The organism is Morganella morganii H1r, from assembly GCF_000633515.1.
GTDB classification, from domain to species: domain Bacteria; phylum Pseudomonadota; class Gammaproteobacteria; order Enterobacterales; family Enterobacteriaceae; genus Morganella; species Morganella morganii_B.
In genome coordinates, this window is record NZ_AYMP01000029.1 from 121,023 (window position 1) to 139,382 (window position 18,360).

Here is an 18,360-nt window from a genome sequence, read left to right on the forward strand (position 1 = left end):
CGTTATGACCACAGAAGCACCCGTTTTTTTACTCGCCCCGCCTCAGCGTGATGAAGCGGATTATCTGACCCGCCTGTGTCTGCGCTCAAAACAGCACTGGGGATATGATGAAACCTTTATGGCGACCTGCCGGGATGAACTGACCATTACCTCCGCTGATTTTGACCGTTCGCGGCTGATGACCGCACGAATTAACGGCAAAATCGCCGGTGTTGTGCAACTGACCATCAACCGCCAGGAAGAGAACGGAAAGCTCTCCAAACTCTTTGTGCATCCGGATTATTTACATCAGGGGATCGGCAGCGCACTGTATCAGTGGGCGGTTTCCTCCGCCCGGACACAGTGTATCAGCGCCCTTCTGGTGGATGCCGACCCGAATGCGGAGGCATTTTATATCCGCCAGGGGGCTATCCGCATCGGGGAAACACCGTCGGAATCCCTGCCCGGCCGGGTTCTCCCGCTGTTACTGATTTCGCTGCACTGACACCGGCGCTGTTTTTTTATCCTCAGCCGCCGCATGCGCTGTCAGTGCCGGAAAATCCGCTTCGGTAAACGGCAGTGCGGTTACCGGCAGATTTCCGGGAGAGTTTGTCCGCCATAATTCAAATGACGCCAAATCCGCCAGCGGCCGGCCCCGGTAATGCTGAGGCAGCGCAAGCCGCATCCCGGCGGCGGTTTCCTGCGCCGGCTGTGACGGCAGCCGGTCATCACTCACACTGTAATCCCGGCGCAGCACCAGAAACTTCTCCGGTACCCGCTGCCGTTTATCCCACCAGAGCCCGTCAATACTGTCAAACATCTGCCGGGTGACAGCAGCGGGCTGTGCATCCAGCTGTGCCAGCGCCTGCGGAAGAATACCCTCCATTCCGCGGTTAAAATCAGCGACTGATCCGCCGTGCCCCTGTAACAGTAAGGTGATGGCAAGGCGCGCCCCCAGCAGATTGGAATAGAGATCTTCAGGGGTAAATGCCGAAATTTCCTCAGAAAAACCGGGAACAGAGTGATAGCCATACCATTGGGCAATTTCATGCCATGCCGCCAGGCGAAACGCGAGCCGCGCGGCAAGATACACACTCAGGGTATAGCGCTCTGCCGGATCCGGCGGCGGGGTAAAATGACGGAACTGAATACGGCGGGAAGAAAGTTCATCCGGCAAAGTCAGCATCCGGGCCTCACCGAGGTGCGGATAGATTTGCGTGAACAGATAATAAGTGTAATCAGCGGTATCCCGCACATGGGCAATATCAATAAATCCGCCGTGGCGGGAATAGATGATCCCGAGGTTTTCATTACTCAGACCGATAACGTCCGCCACGCCAAACCAGAAGCTGTCATTGTAGACATGCTCCCCCAAATAACCGGCGGTCAATACATTACCGATGATGTAAAACGGCACCGGAACCGGCCCCAGTTTTGCCCGCAGATCATAGCCGAATGCACAGCAGGGACGCAGCCCGTCAGGCGTACTCACCTCATCTGCAACCGGAAATGCCTCAGCTGCCGTTTCTGTGGTTTGCGGAGAAAGATCGGCGCGGATAACCGGCACATCCGCCATCCGGCTCTGACAGCCCGATAACAGCACCATCATGACAATTGCGCTGATAAATACCCGCATCAGAATGCTTCCCCGACCTGGAAATAAAAACCGCTGCTCTGCTTCCCGACACCAAAATCGAGCCGCACATTCATCCGTGGTTTGAATTCAAAACGATATCCCACCCCCGCGTTCGGCAGCCAGTGACCGCCGCCGAGATGACGCGCACTCTCACTCATCGTCCCGCCGCCGGCCCAGAGCACAATACCGTGCCGCCAGTCCAGCTTGCGCCGGTACTCCACCTGTGAGGCAAAGACATGATTATCCTGATAGCGGCCATCGTAATAACCGCGCATCTGCCGCCCGTTACCCAAACGGGAGTACTGATCCCACGGCACATCTCCGGATGCAAACCGCGCGTAGTTATCAAACGCCAGCACCGTTTTATCATCCAGCGGATAATAATAGTTGTACTGAATCTCTGTGGTATTAAACCGCGTATCACTGCCCAGTGACGGCGCATAATAAGTATAACGCAGATCCAGCGCCTGTCCCTGACGGGCATTCGGCAGAAAATCCCGGCTGTCATAACTGAAGGTGGCGCTGACCCCGGAACTGACCGCATGCCGGTCATAATCATGATCATCCATATAGCGGCTGAACGGTTTATCCGGCGAGGCGGCATTCAGTGTACTGAAATCCCAGCCTAACCCCAGATAAGTATCATCCGCCACACGGCGCAGCAGTGACGGCGTCAGCCGCAGTTGCTGTGACTTATATTCACCGAAATGATCACTGACGCGCCCGGCCTGATACCCTTTTCCCCAGTAATCCGTCGGCACATTATTGATTGTGCCGCTGAGATAAAAACGCCAGTTATCCTTATCCAGATAGGTGTAATTATTCAGGTTCAGCCCGAAAGCCCCGGTTGAGGAGGCAAAACCACTGAGGGATAAGGTGGATATTTTACTGTCCGGATCACTATCCGCCTGATACATGCCGACCAGCGCCACCCCGATACCGGCTTCCAGTTCAGGGGTATAAAACGGCCCGGGTAATACCCCCCAGTCGATGGTTTTGCTGCGATCAAACTGATTATTACTGCCCAGTCCGGACAGTGCATCATCAATTTGTTCCCGTGAGGGTAAATAACCGGCCTTTGCTGTGTGAACTGCCACCAGACCGGCAAATGCCAGCCCGGCGGCGCAATAACGACATATCATTAAAAACGGAACTCTCCGGAAATAAAGAAACTGTTACGGTTATTAAAGCCCACTTCGGAAGTGATATTAAAATTGCGGGTCACTTCTAACCGTGCTCCCACCAGATTGCTCCATTTATGGGCAAGATGCTGCTCAACATCAAATTTCATTCCCGGATCATCCAGCGCATCCACAAAGTCCTGAAATTGTCCCGGTAAACTCAGTCCGCTGATATCCCCTTTAAAACGCTGGGTAATATCCTGGTACATTGCCCCTGTCCAGACCTGTAATTTAGTGTTCCCCTGTCCGGTAATTAACGGTGAAAAGACAAATTCATAACCAACCCGCGGAGAAATCACCAGTGCTTTAATATCGCCGTCAAGGATATCCAGATTGGTTTTGGTATAATTAAGATCAACGGTGCCGAAAAACTGATTATATCCGCCGGCCAGCGTCATACCGGCACCATAGGTTTTACCTTCGAAATCCAAATCAAACGGCTGCCCTTCCAGAAATTCCAGCGGCAATTTTGTAAACCCGAGATCAAAGGCACCGCCATTCAGCATAGTGTGGGATTTACCTTTGGTTTTACCGTATAAGCCATATACGTTCATAAACGGAAAAATCCAGGAATCCACTTTCAGCATATGGGTTTCACTTTTTTCCCGGGTATGACCCGCATCGACTGATAATGCACTCGCCGTCCCGGGGTTTTTCGGCATAATAAACCCGATTTTATCCACAACAATATCCTGCCGCAGATTCATATAGTTATAACCTACACCAAAAGGCCCGGGAAGATCATAACCGCGGGCGCGGGCCTCATCACCCCAGATAGGCAGAATACGGGATTTGGATTCAGAAGGACGGGTGGCATCAGGAGAGCCATCATCATTTTGTGCAGAACCGCCGGACTGGCTGACACTTAACGACAGAGTCGGACCGTCAGCATAAGAAAAAGCGCTCAGGCTCAGAGAGCCGGTAATAATCAGAGTGTGAAATATCGGGCGTAACATAATATAAGCCGGTTTCGTTTAATTAAATGGTGATGAATTCTAACGGCTAATTTTGATAAATTCCGGACTTTACGTGCGATAATAAGCAATAATGGCTATGTGCGTAACGTTATTATCATCCATAATCACAGTAACTTATTGTTATTATCAACCAGATACTCTCAGGACATGTAATTTATACAGGGAATAATATCCCCCGTATAGTAATACTCTATATTTTATATTAGATTACATAATTTAAATAATAAGATCATTAACTTTCAACATTGCGGACATTATGCCATTTCCTTATAACTATAAATGCACCACACCGGAGTGCAATTAATATAAAAGGAGTAATATTATGGCTCGTAAAATAAAATTAACGATGGTTGAAAAAGGTGAATTAGGTCATATTTATCCACAGACTGTCTCTTATAATGTTGGTAAGAAAAATTTCCTTCTGGTAGAAGATGAGCAGGGTAATTATCTGATCAAACCTATTTATGAAAACGGTACTCTGGGTGAAAGTATCGTCAGTAAAAACTTCGGATGTTACTATGATATTATTCAGTCAGCTTATGATGATGTTACTGCAACGACTTATCTTTGCTGCGTTGACTTAGATGGTAAAACCATGCAGGTTTATTTAACCACAACGCTCGGACTGGTCAGTACATTTGAATTTGACTATGTTATCGATGATCGTAAGACATTTAATTTCTTCTTTATCGCCGGACATCTGTATTTTTATCAGAGTGGTGAAGATGCAAGCGGTAAATATACTATAACCTCTATTCGTGTAACTGAAAAACAATAAAATATCATTTAGTAATATTTATTTAATTTAACCGGATAATATTATAATAAGATACAACTCGTTACTCCGGATATTGGATTAATATTTAAAATATAATTCAATATACTATTTTAAATTCTCAGCAGTGTCTGATTGTATAAATCTGACGTGATTGTTCAGGGAACAGAACAACACGGAATGAGGAAGCCGCGTAAACGTATATTGCGCGGTTTTCCGCGTGATCTTCTCATCTTCCCCCGGTTTGCGATCTTCCTCCACCCTTTTCAATAATTCACCGCAGTGCGGGAAGGAATCCTCTCTTTCATCATAATCTGTGTTATTTTAGGTATATTAATGAAGACAATCCCGGGAACGGGCAGTTGATAAACCGTAATTCTTTCAGAGTGTTAACAGAATTCTTATGACTGACAACCAAAACTTTGATTCCCATACACCCATGATGCATGGGTGTGTTAACGTTGAAATGTAACGATATTTATTAATTTTCCAGAAAAACCTACAATTTAACCTACACTTAATTAATCCGTTGATTTATAGGTAGTTATTATTTATTTGATGTTTTTAGCATTATAACGTACAAAATTCATACCCATACCACAAGAACACGCTTATATGAATAAATACGATGTGTTTAACAGCGAAGGAAAATTTGCTGACGGTTCTGATGAAGAGGTACTGGCTAACAAGCTGGGGCTTTCAAACGTTGATGATATCAATGATGCAGAGCTTGTCCTGTTAGAAAAACTGTATCAAGTCATTTTTGAAGAACAAATTCCCACTGAGCAAATTACCGTATCACTTATTCAGCGTTGGCACCGCCAATGGTTAGGGAATGTTTACGAGTGGGCTGGTCAGTTACGTACGGTGAATATTAGCAAGGGTGGCTTTATGTTTGCCCCTGCGGGACGTGTTGCAAAGTTACTTGCTCAATTCGAGAAAGAGTTTCTAGCGAAGTACACACCTTGCACCAATATGAGCCGAGAACAAGTCATAGAGGCTATTACCACGGTACATGTGGAGTTAATTCTGATACATCCATTTAGGGAAGGAAATGGGCGCTTATCGCGTTTACTCGCAGATGTGATGGCAGTACAAGCTGGTTTCCAGCCGTTAGACTATGAAAGTTGGACTCAACACCCTGAACAGTATATTGCAGCAATCCACGCAGGGTTAAACCTTAACTATGAACCCATGAAATATTGGGTTAACGAAGCCTTAAAAGAAAGCTAAATCGCCAGTTTCAAGTGTCCAAACTTCTCACGTTTCGCTTTCATTTCTTCTTCAAGGCGACGGGACTCCTGCCCTGTTTCAATCGCTGTAGAGGTTGCTACCGAGCGAATAAGTTGAGTACGAGTTGGTCTTGTTGCTTGAATTAATTCGTTCTTTTTCATGGTAGTCTCACGCCTCACTTCAAACCGGTAATAGTACATTTTATCATCGTTGTTTTATATGGCAACATAGATTACTTTTCTAGTTAAAAATTTTACAGCGCATGTCACTTCATTTCCGTCTGCTTTGAACGAAGATCGGACATTCACGGTCGCTGCCACTTGTATTATCCAGCCCCCACCTGATGTTCTTGCCTCTGATAGAGGATTACGAACAATTCTAAGCACCAATAAATGGGGGCTGACTAAGCTGCTTGACCGTGAATTACTTCCGATCCTCTTCATGTACGATAGATTTTAGCAGAAACGGATTCGATGAATAATGCCGCAGTGAGTACTGCCTAGTTCTGCCAGTCATTTAAAACAGGAGGGAGGAAAGGAGACTCATGGGATGTGTAGAAATTGAAAGGGAAATGCTAAGTTTTATCGGTGCCAGTCAAATAACCGGCACCAGGGAAATTAACGCCAGCGTTCTGTCGCCCAGGCGACCTGCTGTTGTGCGTCGTGGAAAGTCCAGGCCACGAAGCGACTGATTTTTTGCCCCTGCGCCATTTCAATGGTACGGACTTCGGCCGCACCCACCAGCTTCAACGCGTGATAAATCGAAGGCAAGGTAGTGTTTTTAGAAATCAACGAGGTGAACCACAGGCAGTTTTGCGCCAGGTTAACGCTCTCCTCTACCATTTTACGCACAAAGGCTTCTTCACCGCCTTCACACCATAGCTCTTTATTTTTGCCGCCAAAGTTCTGTACCGGCGTGTCGGCTACCTCGCCTTTACCCAGCTTGTGTAGTTTGCGGCGGGTGCTGGCTTGCGCTTCCTGTTCAGAGCTGTGGAACGGTGGATTACACAGTGTGGCATCAAATTTCTCTGCCACGCCGATGATGCCGTTCAAAATACATTCGGGGTGTTTTTGTAAACGCAGGCGCACGCCATTTCTCAGTGTCGGATTCATTTCCACGATCATTTTGGCCGTATTGAGCGATATCGGATTAATCTCCGAACCGGTAAAACGCCAGCCGTATTCACGCAGGCCAATAATCGGATAAATACAGTTAGCACCAACACCCACATCAAGGATCGCCACGCCTTTACCGCGAGGGAACTCACAGCCGTTGCTGGTCGCCAGCAGGTCGGCCAGATGGTGTAAATAGTCGGCACGCCCGGGGATCGGCGGGCACAGATAATCGGCGGGAATGTCCCAGTGTTCAATGCCATAAAAATGTTGCAGCAACGCACGGTTGAGCATTTTAACCGCCGCAGGATCGGCAAAATCTACCGAGATGTCGCCCCAAGCGTTCGGCTTGACGAACGGCTCCAGTGCAGGGCAACTAGCGATCAGCTCTGGGAAATCATAGCGTGAACGATGACGGTTACGCGGGTGTAAGCCGCTTTTCTGCTGCAGGAAGGTTTTCTTTTTTTCCACCGTGAAGGGCTCTTTAAAGGTATTTCTGACGCGTACGATACCATATACCCTATAGCTTTCAAGTTGCAGCTAACAGCTCGGGATGAAACCGTATTAAGCCTGCATTCAGAGTTTATACCGGAATGCCCTGCTCTTTATACCTAACGTAATTCAAGATGCAGGAGGGCGGCAAGGGAAGATAAACAGGGAACATACATTAGTATGTGCCCCGGCTGGCTGAGTGCGGCCAATGAACCTGCCCACATGTAAAATTCAAATGGCTGTTTTGAGCGAGGAGCAGACGTTGAGGGCTATAAGGAGACTACTTAATATTAACCGGTTTCAACACAAGCGCGCCGTAGTGTGCTTCACGGTGACAGTTCGGACAGAGTGCAATAGCATTTTCAACAGAGTCCTCTCCGCCGTTAGCAAGCCACTCCACGTGATGCACTTCAAGATACGGACTACCATCTTCCCGCTTGAATGGTGCGTCACGTAGGCAGTTTTGACACTTACCTCCAGCTAAGGCTAATACCTCTGCTACAACGAGGGGATTACGCTTGAAGATATAGCTCTTTATAATGGACCTTTCTGGCGAGGTGTTGGCTGTAGCTAACTTCTCTCTACGTTGTTCTGAGGTAAGTTGAGACGCTGTTTCTATGGCCTTTTCAAACTCACTTTTAACCGGACGTGTTAGCCATTTGCCGTCTGAAGATTCATAGATTTCAAACACACCATGAAGTGCGGGATCATAGACCTCGAAAACGTTTCCTCGCTTGAAAAGTCGGTCATATTCATGGTGGCGATGGGTGGCATCATCTGTTCGTCTGGCTGTCCTGTTAAAACTCCAGTGACCACGATTGCAGTTAACTGCGTTAACTATCAGATTCAAATAAGTATTGTCTTTGTAATGTGGATATCTTTTCTTTAAAATTGCATCAACCTGAGCAGCCGTAGCCTTTCCAGCAAACTCATTTTCAACTATCTCAGCGGTTGTTGTACGGATTGGTTTATCACCATAAACATATTTACGAGCCATTTATCTATTCCTTGAAAAGTTATGGAAGGTGTTGCTGAAGCATAGGCGCAGAGAACATCTTGATCAGCTCCCAGCAAACTAACATAGCATGATGTAAGCAAGTTCCGCTCCTGGCACAGAACTGTCACTTAATTAAGTATGATTCTGTGCGGTTGAGATAGGACAAACTAATCCCCCAAAATTAATTTTAACTTCGATTTACTATTAGCAACCATGTTTCAGCACTATCTCTAAATATGGATGTTGCCAATCACCATCAAACAACTCATGTAAACTCACGAATCCATCATGTTCTAGCGCGCAGACACCGCCGTGCGAGCTTACATAATCATAAACTGCTCTGCTCTCTAAGCCTTGAATCATATGGGCAAGTAACTTACGTTTCATCACATCACGACGCCACTCCTTCCACTCCCCGTTTTTTGTTTTTCGCTTGGTTGTATTGAATGGTTGTCCTACGGCATTCACCACAGACAGTCCATACCTATTTTCTTTTCCTGTCGTTAGATACTCGTCAAGGAGTTGGTTTAAACTGTCGTGAAGCTCTGTGGTTTCAGATTTCCAATGTTTCAGTATTCCTGATACAGAATCGTAGGAATAGAGCTTTTGTAGCTTTTTCACCATACTTCCCTTCGCTGACAAACTGACAGAGCCTACATTAAATATAGTACCATAGCGGATAGTTTTAATGAGATCATCATCTAGCCCTAGAGTGTCCTTGATAAAGCCTGTTTCTAGTACCGATAGCGAATCGGTACTAATGCCGTATTTTTTAAACTCTTGCGCTAGGATAGCCAATTGGCAACCTTTAATATCGTAATTGTACCCTTTGGCTAAACATACCCATTTCATCTTGCTGGGTAAATACTGAAAACCAGTACCCACCTCAAAAGAACGGCTACCCACCTTAGCTGTTTTATACGCTTGCTGATATTCAACAATTAACGGTATTTCACTGATAACCCTAACTCCCACCTCTACCAAATGAGAGATAAAATTCGCATAGAATCCTTTATTCCGAGCTGATGGATGGTCATTACAATAGGCCTGTAACTTATCAAGATTAATCGGTAAAGGCTCTAACTGCTGATAAACAGCGGTAACACGCTCTCTGAACTGTTTATTCTCAATAGCACGCTTAGATGTCTCATGTTTGGGCGGTTTTACATTGTGAGGGCTCTTTAACATCAATTCATACAAAGTTTCTGGCTTATTGCGCTTACCAAAAATATTCGTCAAATAGGTATAACGGTCTGTACGCTTAAGATAGTCCTTGCGTTTACCGGGGAATAAGGCTTTTAATATCTTTTTTGATAATGCTAATTCGCGGCATTTATGATTCCAATATTTATGCCTAAAAATTTTAATGATTTTAGCTTTAGCTAAAAGTTCTAATGCTCTTGGGAAGCCGAGGTCTCGATTTTGCATGAAAACCATCGGAACTTTATTTTTCCCCAATTCAGATGGAAACGGCACAGAATATGTCCACTTTTTGTTTCCTTTAAATCTCGCTTTTTTCTTCGTATTTTTGCTAACCGTAGCACTACAGATAATATGCTGTAAGAACAAGGCAATATCACGGTAATAGGTAGGTTTTAGACGTTGATCGACTGAATTATCAAAGGGAACGCTTAAAACTATCTCTTTAAAGGTTTTAAGCGTAGTTTCAGTGACAAGAATGTTATCTTCGGTGCAATATGCTTTCATTTCAATTTACCATGTAGTTAATAGTAAACTGAATTACACAAATGCTTTTTTATGGAGTCCCCTAACCCCACTTTTGACGATATGAACAGCAATAATAGAGGGTTCGCCAAATCCCATGCCGTGAGCTCTATACTATCCGTTAACACCAATAACTCACGGTATAGGCAGAACAGCTAGTCTCCGAACCCCCATTCTATAGCTATATATTGTCATAACATGAGCATACTGATTATCATCCAACATGATAATTTCTAAACATTATTGAGCATAGGGATGCTCATACATATATATATTTCTATTGTATACCCTACTTATATAACCCTGCCCTCTGATGTATTGGTATACCTGCTTGCTAAACGGGCAACCTCGCTCTGGCATCTGAAATAACCATGCCTACTGCAATTTGACGTGTTTTTTTCATCCTTCATATCCGAATTTCAAAGGATACAAAAAGGCTCTCCGTCGTACTGAAGAGCCCTCTCCATGTGATCACATAATTATGCGTCTGCGCCTTGGCCTTGGCCTAACCGAGGATTTTTGGCTTTCAAGCCACTTTTTCCGATATTTTAACTGCCAATACTGCGGCTTACCTAAAATGCCCAATTTATCAATCAATAAATGCAAATCACACCAAAGGTCATCTTTATTGAAAAGTGTTACCTGATTGCTTTTCAATCGGTTCTCCAACCGCTTCAATTGCTTCTTAGAAGTATCCGGGTATGTATCCTGAATATACTGACGCAATTCTGGCAATGTCCTGTTCACGAGCAGGGCTTCCCAATTTAAGTCCCCACTTTTGGCAGATAATGGCTTTTGATAAAACTGCATCCGCGCCAATAGGTTATGAAGACCATGGAGATCCCGTAACATGAGCCTCTTTCTGGGCTTATAACGAACTTCTAGACGCAAGAATTGCCGATAATGTCGAATATCACGCCAATTAGCGACTTTGATCTGCAATTCCTCATCAGGTAAAGTGTTTAACGAAACTAGCTCATCTCCGACATCTATTTTTTCATAGCAAGACAAGTGATACTCCGATTTATTACTGCCCAGTAGCTGCCCTTGAAGTTCGCCCTCATTAGGATAATGCTCACCTGAACGAGCAGCCAAATAACCAATATGATAATCGGATAGCCGCATATCATAGATATCTAAAGCGTAATCAATACGAGTTATCCATGACCTATTTAACAAATGATACAAATATTTCCCGATCCGTTCTCTCTTCCCTAAATAAACAAATAATTTAGTAATATCATCAGTAGTATAATGTTGAGGACTAATCTCTATTCTTATTGCCCCTCGCCCTTTATATCCCTCCATATCTTTAAAATCTTTTCCCGTTGGAATATAATTAATGACTAGCACTTGCTTTTTATTACACCGATTTATTATTTCAATTTGATAAAGGTACAGATCTTTTATATGCTCCGCCGTAGCCTTACCCCGTTTAACAATGTAACATTCATCACTTTTTAATTTACTCAACCTGTTATATAAATCATCCAGTCTGTTGCTTTTAATATTTCCGACTATACTTAATTTATCAAACCGATGCTTCATCTGATAATGATTTAAGGTATTATAAATCAATACTGACTTATCCAAATTATCCAATTGTATTTTAGAGATAGTCATAGCTACCTCCATTACTTATCATTATTATCCGTGTTGGATCATATGAAGGGGTTGTAGCAGGCTTATAGAGAAACATCATCATTGCCCTCCTCTGCTCGTGCCGCAATCCAAGCATCGATAGATCCCTCAAGCCAACCAACGGCTCTCCCGCCGATCCCTGTCAGAGAGAATTTTGGGGGAAATAACTTTTTATTCATCTGGCGATAAATAGTGGCTCTTGATAAACCTGTGCGTACAATGACCTCTTTGATGCGCAGAATTTTTGATGATTTCATATGAGAAATCCTCTTCGTTATGAATCGGATTTCTTATTTACAAGATTGTTTTTTTTTACTTTTTTAGGTACTAAAAATGCCTAAACACCCCTATTACCATTCTAGTTTGCTTAAAACTGGGATATTTTGCGTGAAATTCACGCATGAGGCTTCCTCTAAAAATTTATCAACTTAAAAGATCATTTATTATGGCAACGTGAATGTCACATGTTTTACTGTGAATATCACTATTTTTCTTTTATACTCTAACATCGTGATATTCACGGCATCCTAATTCAGTCATACCAGAATCATTATCGAGGTTAAAATGAATAAAAATCAAAAACTAAAAAAAATCCATGCCCAAGAAAGCAAAAGGCAAGATAAAAGAATTAATAATTTAAAAGATAGATTTGGCAAGTACTCAGCCACTATTTATTTTACAAAAGCATCCGAAGACACATTAAATGAATTATCCACTAACAATTTACGCACCAAGGATGAAAATAAAAAGGAAAAATATTGTATAATAATAAATGAACTAATTCAGCGATTATCTATTGAAACTCATTTTTCTGCAATACTTAAGAAGAATAAAATAGCACAAGAGCTCTATCAATCCCACTTATTAATTTCAAACTACTTATATGAAGGAAAAAACATACCTTATATCAAAAACAAATTAAAGAAAAAAAACATCACACCTCCAAATAATTACAACGAATGGAGCGAACAATGTATATTAGAAATGAGTTCGATTGATTACATCATAAATAATCTTCATAAGTTCAACCACAAATGACTATACTTCTGTTTCATAAATTAATACTCAATATAGTGCCTACTTGCGTCTTTAACGCTCCTAACGTAATAATGACAATGTCAAATTCTAGTATTATGACTTTTATTTTTATAGGGGTCTGCCTTACGCTCCATTATTTATCACTCCATGTCAGTCTTTAGCCAATATATCGCTGATTTGATCAATTGAGTGCGCCGGACATGAGCCTTGAGCATAAACTGGTCACGGGCTATCACCTGCTGCTCACAGCTATCAAAATAATGTACCTCTGTATCGGTAATCTGAGTAATGACAGACCAATGATACTGATCACATAATATTATCGCTTGCTTCCCTGTAGGGGCATCAAGAAACTGCTGGCAGGACTGTAATATTCGATGACTACTGAAGCCTCGTTGATAACGAAACGGCATACTGACATTCATTGCTTTCGTTTTAGTGTTATAGCGTTTCACGGTACTCAGCAAGTAATCCATCTCAATTTCACAAATACCGTCTGTAATGCATTCAAGTACAGACCAATGCTGGTGGTATTGTTCAAGTAGGTAGCGAAAGAGCCGACGGCGACGTATTCCAGTGCCATACAGCAAGCTTAGGGCGTTAACAATGCTATAGATACCACATAAGCCATCAAGGTGGCCTTGTTTGGCAGGGAGAAGGTCAGGTTGTGTCATGTCATCGTCACTTTAACATTAATCTCTTTGTGATGATGAATAAACACACCAGCGCTGGTGGAAAAAATTTCAGTGCTTATTCGGTTTTACTGCATCATACTCATTACTGACTAAAAATCGGCTTAATCACGCTGCCATTGAATACTCACTGTGTAGCAGCCCATATGATAATACTCAATAAAGTTTCGCTGCCATAAAGTAAAAAACTCAGCACCAGCACGCTCATCAACGTCCCCCAAAGTAACGTGATAGAGATACCCTTGAGGCCAACACACATCAAACTCTTTTTCGAGTTCAGGGTATACCGTCCCCATATACGCAAAATCGGTGATGTAATCGTAATACCACACACTATCAAGTTGAAAGAGACGTATTTCAATTGGGTGAAATCCCCCATTTTCCGGAGAGTAAAACGGATCACGAAAATTAAAAACTATCGCATTATCGGAAAGTGTCGATGTTGGAGATTGTTGTATTTCAAACATTAACAGCGTTTCTAATGCTGGATTTATGGGCAAGCGAAGCCCTGACTGGATAATCGTCATTATTATGTCCTTCTCAATAGAGTTAAATTAGCAAGAATGGATGCAATCACATCATGATTGGTTAAAAATGGATGTAATTACTGCTATAATAGTATACATCAAAAACTCACCATAAACAATAAAATTATTTATTATCAGGTGGTTATGCGATATTAATAATTATGAGTCATGTGAGGAATATTGATTGAATATTATGAAAAACAGCAAAGGGAAAGAAATTCACCTCCTCCCCTTTTGAATAGCTATATTAGCCAATTAAAGCCCGTAAACCTGAACATAGAATTGCTGTTCGTTATCGACTTTTTGAACCGTATAAGTAATTGGTGTCGTATTACTCTGCCCCAATCGAGAAAACATGAGATCCGCGACACAAGAGTAACTATCTCTTTCAGTATCATATGCCTGTGTTCGTATCGCATTCAAACTCACTTTCAGTGAATTTAATCTATCCTTAGGGACTTTCGGATACGCTTTAACTAACTCTCTTTGTACAATTTGTTGAACAAGTGCTTGTGTTTCTTCACTACTGCAATTTGGTGTCTTCGAATCACACCCCACCAGCAATCCGAATAAAAGACTTATGATAACCCGCACTCCCCATCGATTTGACATATTGAAAATCCCCTCATGCAAACATGGACAAGGCTAATACCGAAAATACGGCATCCAGTGCAATAACAGCCAATGCAATCATTTTCCACACCTTATGCCCCTGCGTTTTACTCACAAAAAACAAACAACATCCACTCCATATTAATGTGACTACATCGATACGTAATATTGTGCCTGTAGAACTACTCAATGCCTCCCAAATATTCAGTAATAAAACAGGGACAAACCAAAATAACCAAAACGTTTTCGCTAGTCCAAAATCACCTTTGAGCAAACGCTGTTTAAATAAAGCAGGATCGTTCAATCCTTTGGCTTCGTTTTCTTCTCGGATTTTCTGTAATTTATTTTTAATAGACATAACTATTCCTTCAATTAAATGAATTAAGGTTTTTTCCATGGTGTTGACGCCAGAAATGCTGCAATACTTCTACGGATATGTAGTAGCAGCTAGTTGGGTTATTCAACTACCCTTGATTATCTAATGGTAGCTTATTGGTATAACGGCTCGACCATATTTTCTCAGGCGTCGTTCCAATCGCAGCAGCAATAATCTGCTCTGCGCGTGGATATGACCTTTCCAGCGCATTATTCAATGTTCGGGATGAAAGACCATGCTCCCGGGACAACTGCGCCAGTGTGATGCCTTTTTTATGCAATGCCGCCACAATATCCGCTCGGTGCCAATCCGTGGCACTTCCTTTTCGGGGCTTTTTTTGAGATGCTACAGGGTTAGACACGGTAATAACTCCACTGTTTAATTCCATTCATATTAGAAACTAATTAAAGGGAATTATCAATAGGTATCTTTATGATTTTAGCATCTTTCTAGTGTGGTTATTTTATCCCTTTGATATATATATATTTAGAAATCATCATGACTGATAAAAAGCACCTTTCAGAAATTAATTCAGATACTCATAAATGGTTTACCAGTGGGGAATTGGCAACGATTGGTAAAGAAAAAGCCAGTAATCCCACTCATTATCCTGAATATCCAGACATGGATATCCCGACAACCGCTAAAGGTGTTAGAGTCCGCTTAGAGTCTATCACCGCGCTTCATCCTCACCTTCGGAAGAAGAACCCAAACAAGCGTGGCGATCTCTATCATATTGATGCTTTTAAGGTGATCCTAAACACAGATGAAAAAGAGTTCATCAAGCAAAACACCATGTCCGCAGAAGGTACAGACCTTAATCTCTTACTTGAAATCTATAAATCACTGCCCGTTGAAAAAAGAAAAACGTTATTAAAAGTTGCGTTGAATATGAAACAAGAAGACATTGGGTAGTATCCTTTAGTTCCCTTTTGTGTTTTATTAACTGTATTTTCGTCACTCCATAAGAGGCATTATGCAGTTAGACACTCACAACACTTTAGACAATAGTTACGACCCATTAATAGCGAAAGCCATTGATTATGTCATTCTCATTAACAGAGCGTCACCGAGACGTTTACAGCGCCATTTTCGGATAGGATTTCATCGTGCTGAGCGGATCATTCATCAACTAGATTATCTCGGTGTTATAACGCCTTTGAATCAATACGATTAACGTGAAGTGCTGGGATACCCAACTCACTACGGCTCTTTTGATGCATCGGGCTTTGCTGCACCTATTGAGACAGCCAAACCCCATTATTCACTGAATCACCGCTGGATACTCAATCACTGGAATACCGTTGTTTGATTCAGGCTATCGTCTGGCAACGTATTGTAGTCTGAGTTGAAGAAATCGAGATTGAAGGTGGTACAGCCAATATATTGAAATCTGTCTCACCGTTTGAATACCTGATTGATACGCACAGCGATGATATTTATCAGGATACACTTCGCAACAACGCCAGTTCTTACCGTTTTCTTGCCACGCTGCGCCCTGAAACCCCATTGGACGTGTTACGACAATATGGGCGCATTAGCTATCAGCCCTGTTGGAAGCTACCTCGAATAGCACAAGAAGAATGGCAAGGTTTATGGGTACCGAATGAAGCAGGATGGGAAAGCCTAAGTGAAGAAAATATTCATCAACCAAAAGGGATTGGTGAGTGGCCTGATTTACCTCATAAAAGCATGAAACCGTTGGTGTATGGGCTACAAGAGGACGGAGGGGATTATTTGCGATATTTAATTTATTGGAAAAGTCAATTCGCGTATATTAATAAGCTATAATATTTTACAAAACACAACACCAAATATAAATATTTTAGATATGGTTACCACCTTACTTAACAATGTATCATAACAATTTATAAAAAACAGTATATGAAATCACCATAATATAGATGAAAGTTAATGTGAATATACTTAACCTAAACTTCTTAATTTTACTTTTAAAATAATTAGTCCTTTTTACTCCCTGATATACCAATATTGAAATCCTTTCTTCAAGATCTCTTTCAATACGATCATTCACATCATACAGATCCTCTACTAATATGTCTCCATGATTATGAAGAGAGTCTCGTTCCTTAGTGGATATTATTCTTTGTACATTTAACCATTTAATGAAATCAAAATAAATGACCTTTTCATTATTAAAAAATTTTTCTTTCATTAATTTTATACCTTGAGGATCACAAACACCCTCCCATGAAAAATAAATACGAGATTTCCTAGCTCCATCTTGTATTAGATCTTCATATGTATTCCTAGAATCAATATAATTTAAATTATCATCTGCTTTAGGCTCGAAAAATAGTCTACTAAAATTAGGAAAAAATCCTTTTTCCATCATCGTTCCTTCTTCACCTGAAATAATATAACCATATGATTTTAAAGCAAAAACTCTATCATTGTAAATACAAAGGGTATCTTTCCCATCTACAGAGAACGTCAAAGAAAAGTTAAACGGTATATTATTTAACTCTAATGGTTTAAAAAATTTTTTATACATTTGTATTTTTCTCTATAAACAATAAGATATCATCAATCGAGTAAATTTTATTTACAGTTAAATTCAAATTGTTAGCTTCCATTTTTGTAGAGAAGCAAACACATTCAGACTTAAACTGAAACCACTTATCCCAATTAACCATTTCATCCTTATATAAATCTTTTAATTCACATTTTCCACCCCATAAATCACATTTATTTAAAATAAACAATGTCGGAATGACATGTTTATTTTCACGTGTAGAATAAAGACTATTTATCAAACTATTACTTGAACTTATTCTGCTATCATTAATATTCTCATCAACACCGCCTAAGTTATGATCTAATAAAAATAAAGCGCAGTCGGCTCTTTCTAATACCTGACTAATTTGTATATGACTCTCACCTTTCATATCATAGAAATAATAACTACGTCCTTTATAATTTTCTAATTTTCCATAAACACTTTGAGTCCTTTCATTTTTATTTTTTTTATGTAAAATCAAATCTAATAGTGTTGTTTTCCCTACTTCAGAAAGACCGATGATAGCAACTATAGGGTGTTTACCCTTAATTTTATCTAGATCCTTAACTGAGTACTCTTTGTCGTAATCTTTTCTTTTGACAATTTTTAAAGTTAGTGAATAATGAGCATTAAAAAAAACTGCTCCTCCTAATATTAGTACAGTTAAAGCTGTCCATAAAAAGTTCTCCATAAAAAACTTTTTTACATCATCACTAATAAACGCTAATAACACTCCTAAAATAGCTAGTATCAATAATAAAATAGTGTAAAGCTTTGACTCATTAGCATTTTTACTACTTATTTTAATCAAAATTTGGGCTCTTATATTAATAATCTATGTCTACA

At 41.4% G+C, this 18,360-nt stretch carries 23 protein-coding genes; 7 read left to right on the forward strand and 16 right to left on the reverse strand.

Going from position 1 to position 18,360, the window contains the following annotated elements; translation table 11 throughout:
- Positions 1-4: 4 nt before the first annotated feature.
- Complete coding sequence (locus tag U868_RS0117135) at positions 5-484, forward strand: GNAT family N-acetyltransferase (RefSeq protein ID WP_025154363.1); 480 nt, start codon at positions 5-7, stop codon at positions 482-484.
- Here the strand turns inward: U868_RS0117135 and U868_RS0117140 are convergent.
- The 3 genes from U868_RS0117140 to U868_RS0117150 are packed head-to-tail and all read right to left on the reverse strand — an operon-like array spanning position 464 to position 3,752.
- Positions 464-1,615, reverse strand: a complete 1,152-nt coding sequence (locus tag U868_RS0117140; protein ID WP_029991263.1) for a DUF4056 domain-containing protein — start codon at positions 1,613-1,615, stop codon at positions 464-466. The genes U868_RS0117135 and U868_RS0117140 overlap by 21 nt on opposite strands.
- Entirely contained in the window at positions 1,615-2,757 is a 1,143-nt protein-coding gene (locus U868_RS0117145; protein ID WP_025154365.1) for a BamA/TamA family outer membrane protein, read from the reverse strand. Before U868_RS0117145 ends, U868_RS0117140 begins: the two co-directional genes overlap by 1 nt.
- The gene (locus U868_RS0117150; RefSeq protein WP_025154366.1) at positions 2,757-3,752 is read right to left on the reverse strand and encodes a hypothetical protein; all 996 of its coding nucleotides are present in this window, start codon (positions 3,750-3,752) and stop codon (positions 2,757-2,759) included. Before U868_RS0117150 ends, U868_RS0117145 begins: the two co-directional genes overlap by 1 nt.
- A gap of 343 nt (positions 3,753-4,095) precedes the next feature.
- On the opposite strand from U868_RS0117150, the gene U868_RS0117155 reads away from it, so the two are divergent.
- Together U868_RS0117155 and U868_RS0117160 are read left to right on the forward strand one after the other, a co-directional pair.
- Entirely contained in the window at positions 4,096-4,551 is a 456-nt protein-coding gene (locus U868_RS0117155; protein WP_025154367.1) for a hypothetical protein, read from the forward strand.
- A gap of 612 nt (positions 4,552-5,163) precedes the next feature.
- Positions 5,164-5,781 carry a Fic/DOC family protein gene (locus U868_RS0117160; RefSeq protein ID WP_025154368.1) on the forward strand — a complete coding sequence of 206 codons (618 nt, stop codon included), beginning with the start codon at positions 5,164-5,166 and terminating at the stop codon, positions 5,779-5,781.
- Here U868_RS0117160 and U868_RS25735 read toward each other — a convergent pair.
- From U868_RS25735 to U868_RS0117190, 6 genes are all read right to left on the reverse strand, one after another.
- The gene (locus U868_RS25735; protein ID WP_006536548.1) at positions 5,778-5,942 is read right to left on the reverse strand and encodes a hypothetical protein; all 165 of its coding nucleotides are present in this window, start codon (positions 5,940-5,942) and stop codon (positions 5,778-5,780) included. The genes U868_RS0117160 and U868_RS25735 overlap by 4 nt on opposite strands.
- A gap of 456 nt (positions 5,943-6,398) precedes the next feature.
- Entirely contained in the window at positions 6,399-7,364 is a 966-nt protein-coding gene (gene rlmF, locus U868_RS0117170; RefSeq protein ID WP_025154369.1) for a 23S rRNA (adenine(1618)-N(6))-methyltransferase RlmF, read from the reverse strand.
- 301 nt (positions 7,365-7,665) lie between these two features.
- Entirely contained in the window at positions 7,666-8,382 is a 717-nt protein-coding gene (locus tag U868_RS0117175; RefSeq protein WP_025154370.1) for an HNH endonuclease, read from the reverse strand.
- A 204-nt stretch (positions 8,383-8,586) separates the two neighbouring features.
- Positions 8,587-10,089, reverse strand: coding sequence for a hypothetical protein (locus tag U868_RS26010; RefSeq protein WP_025154371.1), 1,503 nt, complete (start codon positions 10,087-10,089; stop codon positions 8,587-8,589).
- A 489-nt stretch (positions 10,090-10,578) separates the two neighbouring features.
- Entirely contained in the window at positions 10,579-11,730 is a 1,152-nt protein-coding gene (locus U868_RS0117185) for a hypothetical protein (protein WP_162817251.1), read from the reverse strand.
- A 62-nt stretch (positions 11,731-11,792) separates the two neighbouring features.
- Positions 11,793-12,005, reverse strand: a complete 213-nt coding sequence (locus tag U868_RS0117190) for a helix-turn-helix transcriptional regulator (RefSeq protein ID WP_025154373.1) — start codon at positions 12,003-12,005, stop codon at positions 11,793-11,795.
- A gap of 307 nt (positions 12,006-12,312) precedes the next feature.
- On the opposite strand from U868_RS0117190, the gene U868_RS0117195 reads away from it, so the two are divergent.
- Positions 12,313-12,786, forward strand: coding sequence for a hypothetical protein (locus U868_RS0117195; protein WP_025154374.1), 474 nt, complete (start codon positions 12,313-12,315; stop codon positions 12,784-12,786).
- Between the two features lie 140 nt (positions 12,787-12,926).
- On the opposite strand, the gene U868_RS0117200 is transcribed toward U868_RS0117195, so the two are convergent.
- The 5 genes from U868_RS0117200 to U868_RS24650 all read right to left on the reverse strand — a co-directional run bounded on the left by U868_RS0117200 (position 12,927) and on the right by U868_RS24650 (position 15,354).
- Entirely contained in the window at positions 12,927-13,460 is a 534-nt protein-coding gene (locus U868_RS0117200) for a hypothetical protein (protein WP_025154375.1), read from the reverse strand.
- Between the two features lie 122 nt (positions 13,461-13,582).
- Complete coding sequence (locus U868_RS0117205) at positions 13,583-14,005, reverse strand: DUF2787 family protein (RefSeq protein WP_025154376.1); 423 nt, start codon at positions 14,003-14,005, stop codon at positions 13,583-13,585.
- 255 nt (positions 14,006-14,260) lie between these two features.
- The gene (locus U868_RS0117210; RefSeq protein WP_025154377.1) at positions 14,261-14,617 is read right to left on the reverse strand and encodes a hypothetical protein; all 357 of its coding nucleotides are present in this window, start codon (positions 14,615-14,617) and stop codon (positions 14,261-14,263) included.
- Between the two features lie 13 nt (positions 14,618-14,630).
- A complete protein-coding gene (locus U868_RS0117215; RefSeq protein ID WP_162817252.1) occupies positions 14,631-15,014 on the reverse strand; it encodes a hypothetical protein in 384 nt (127 codons plus the stop codon).
- Between the two features lie 67 nt (positions 15,015-15,081).
- Complete coding sequence (locus U868_RS24650; protein ID WP_071997725.1) at positions 15,082-15,354, reverse strand: helix-turn-helix domain-containing protein; 273 nt, start codon at positions 15,352-15,354, stop codon at positions 15,082-15,084.
- A gap of 137 nt (positions 15,355-15,491) precedes the next feature.
- On the opposite strand from U868_RS24650, the gene U868_RS0117220 reads away from it, so the two are divergent.
- The 3 genes from U868_RS0117220 (at position 15,492) to U868_RS23730 (ending at position 16,784) form a co-directional block, all read left to right on the forward strand.
- A complete protein-coding gene (locus U868_RS0117220) occupies positions 15,492-15,908 on the forward strand; it encodes a hypothetical protein (RefSeq protein WP_025154379.1) in 417 nt (138 codons plus the stop codon).
- Between the two features lie 61 nt (positions 15,909-15,969).
- Positions 15,970-16,170, forward strand: a complete 201-nt coding sequence (locus tag U868_RS26365; RefSeq protein WP_071997724.1) for a DNA translocase FtsK — start codon at positions 15,970-15,972, stop codon at positions 16,168-16,170.
- Between the two features lie 209 nt (positions 16,171-16,379).
- Positions 16,380-16,784: a hypothetical protein gene (locus U868_RS23730; protein WP_025154380.1), complete on the forward strand. Its 405-nt coding sequence runs from the start codon at positions 16,380-16,382 to the stop codon at positions 16,782-16,784.
- 67 nt (positions 16,785-16,851) lie between these two features.
- Here the strand turns inward: U868_RS23730 and U868_RS0117230 are convergent, their stop codons facing one another.
- Together U868_RS0117230 and U868_RS0117235 are read right to left on the reverse strand one after the other, a co-directional pair.
- Positions 16,852-17,508 carry a hypothetical protein gene (locus tag U868_RS0117230; RefSeq protein WP_025154381.1) on the reverse strand — a complete coding sequence of 219 codons (657 nt, stop codon included), beginning with the start codon at positions 17,506-17,508 and terminating at the stop codon, positions 16,852-16,854.
- On the reverse strand, positions 17,501-18,325 hold the full coding sequence (locus tag U868_RS0117235) for a GTPase domain-containing protein (RefSeq protein ID WP_025154382.1): 825 nt from the start codon (positions 18,323-18,325) through the stop codon (positions 17,501-17,503). The genes U868_RS0117230 and U868_RS0117235 overlap by 8 nt, the downstream gene beginning before the upstream one ends.
- Positions 18,326-18,360 lie beyond the last annotated feature (35 nt).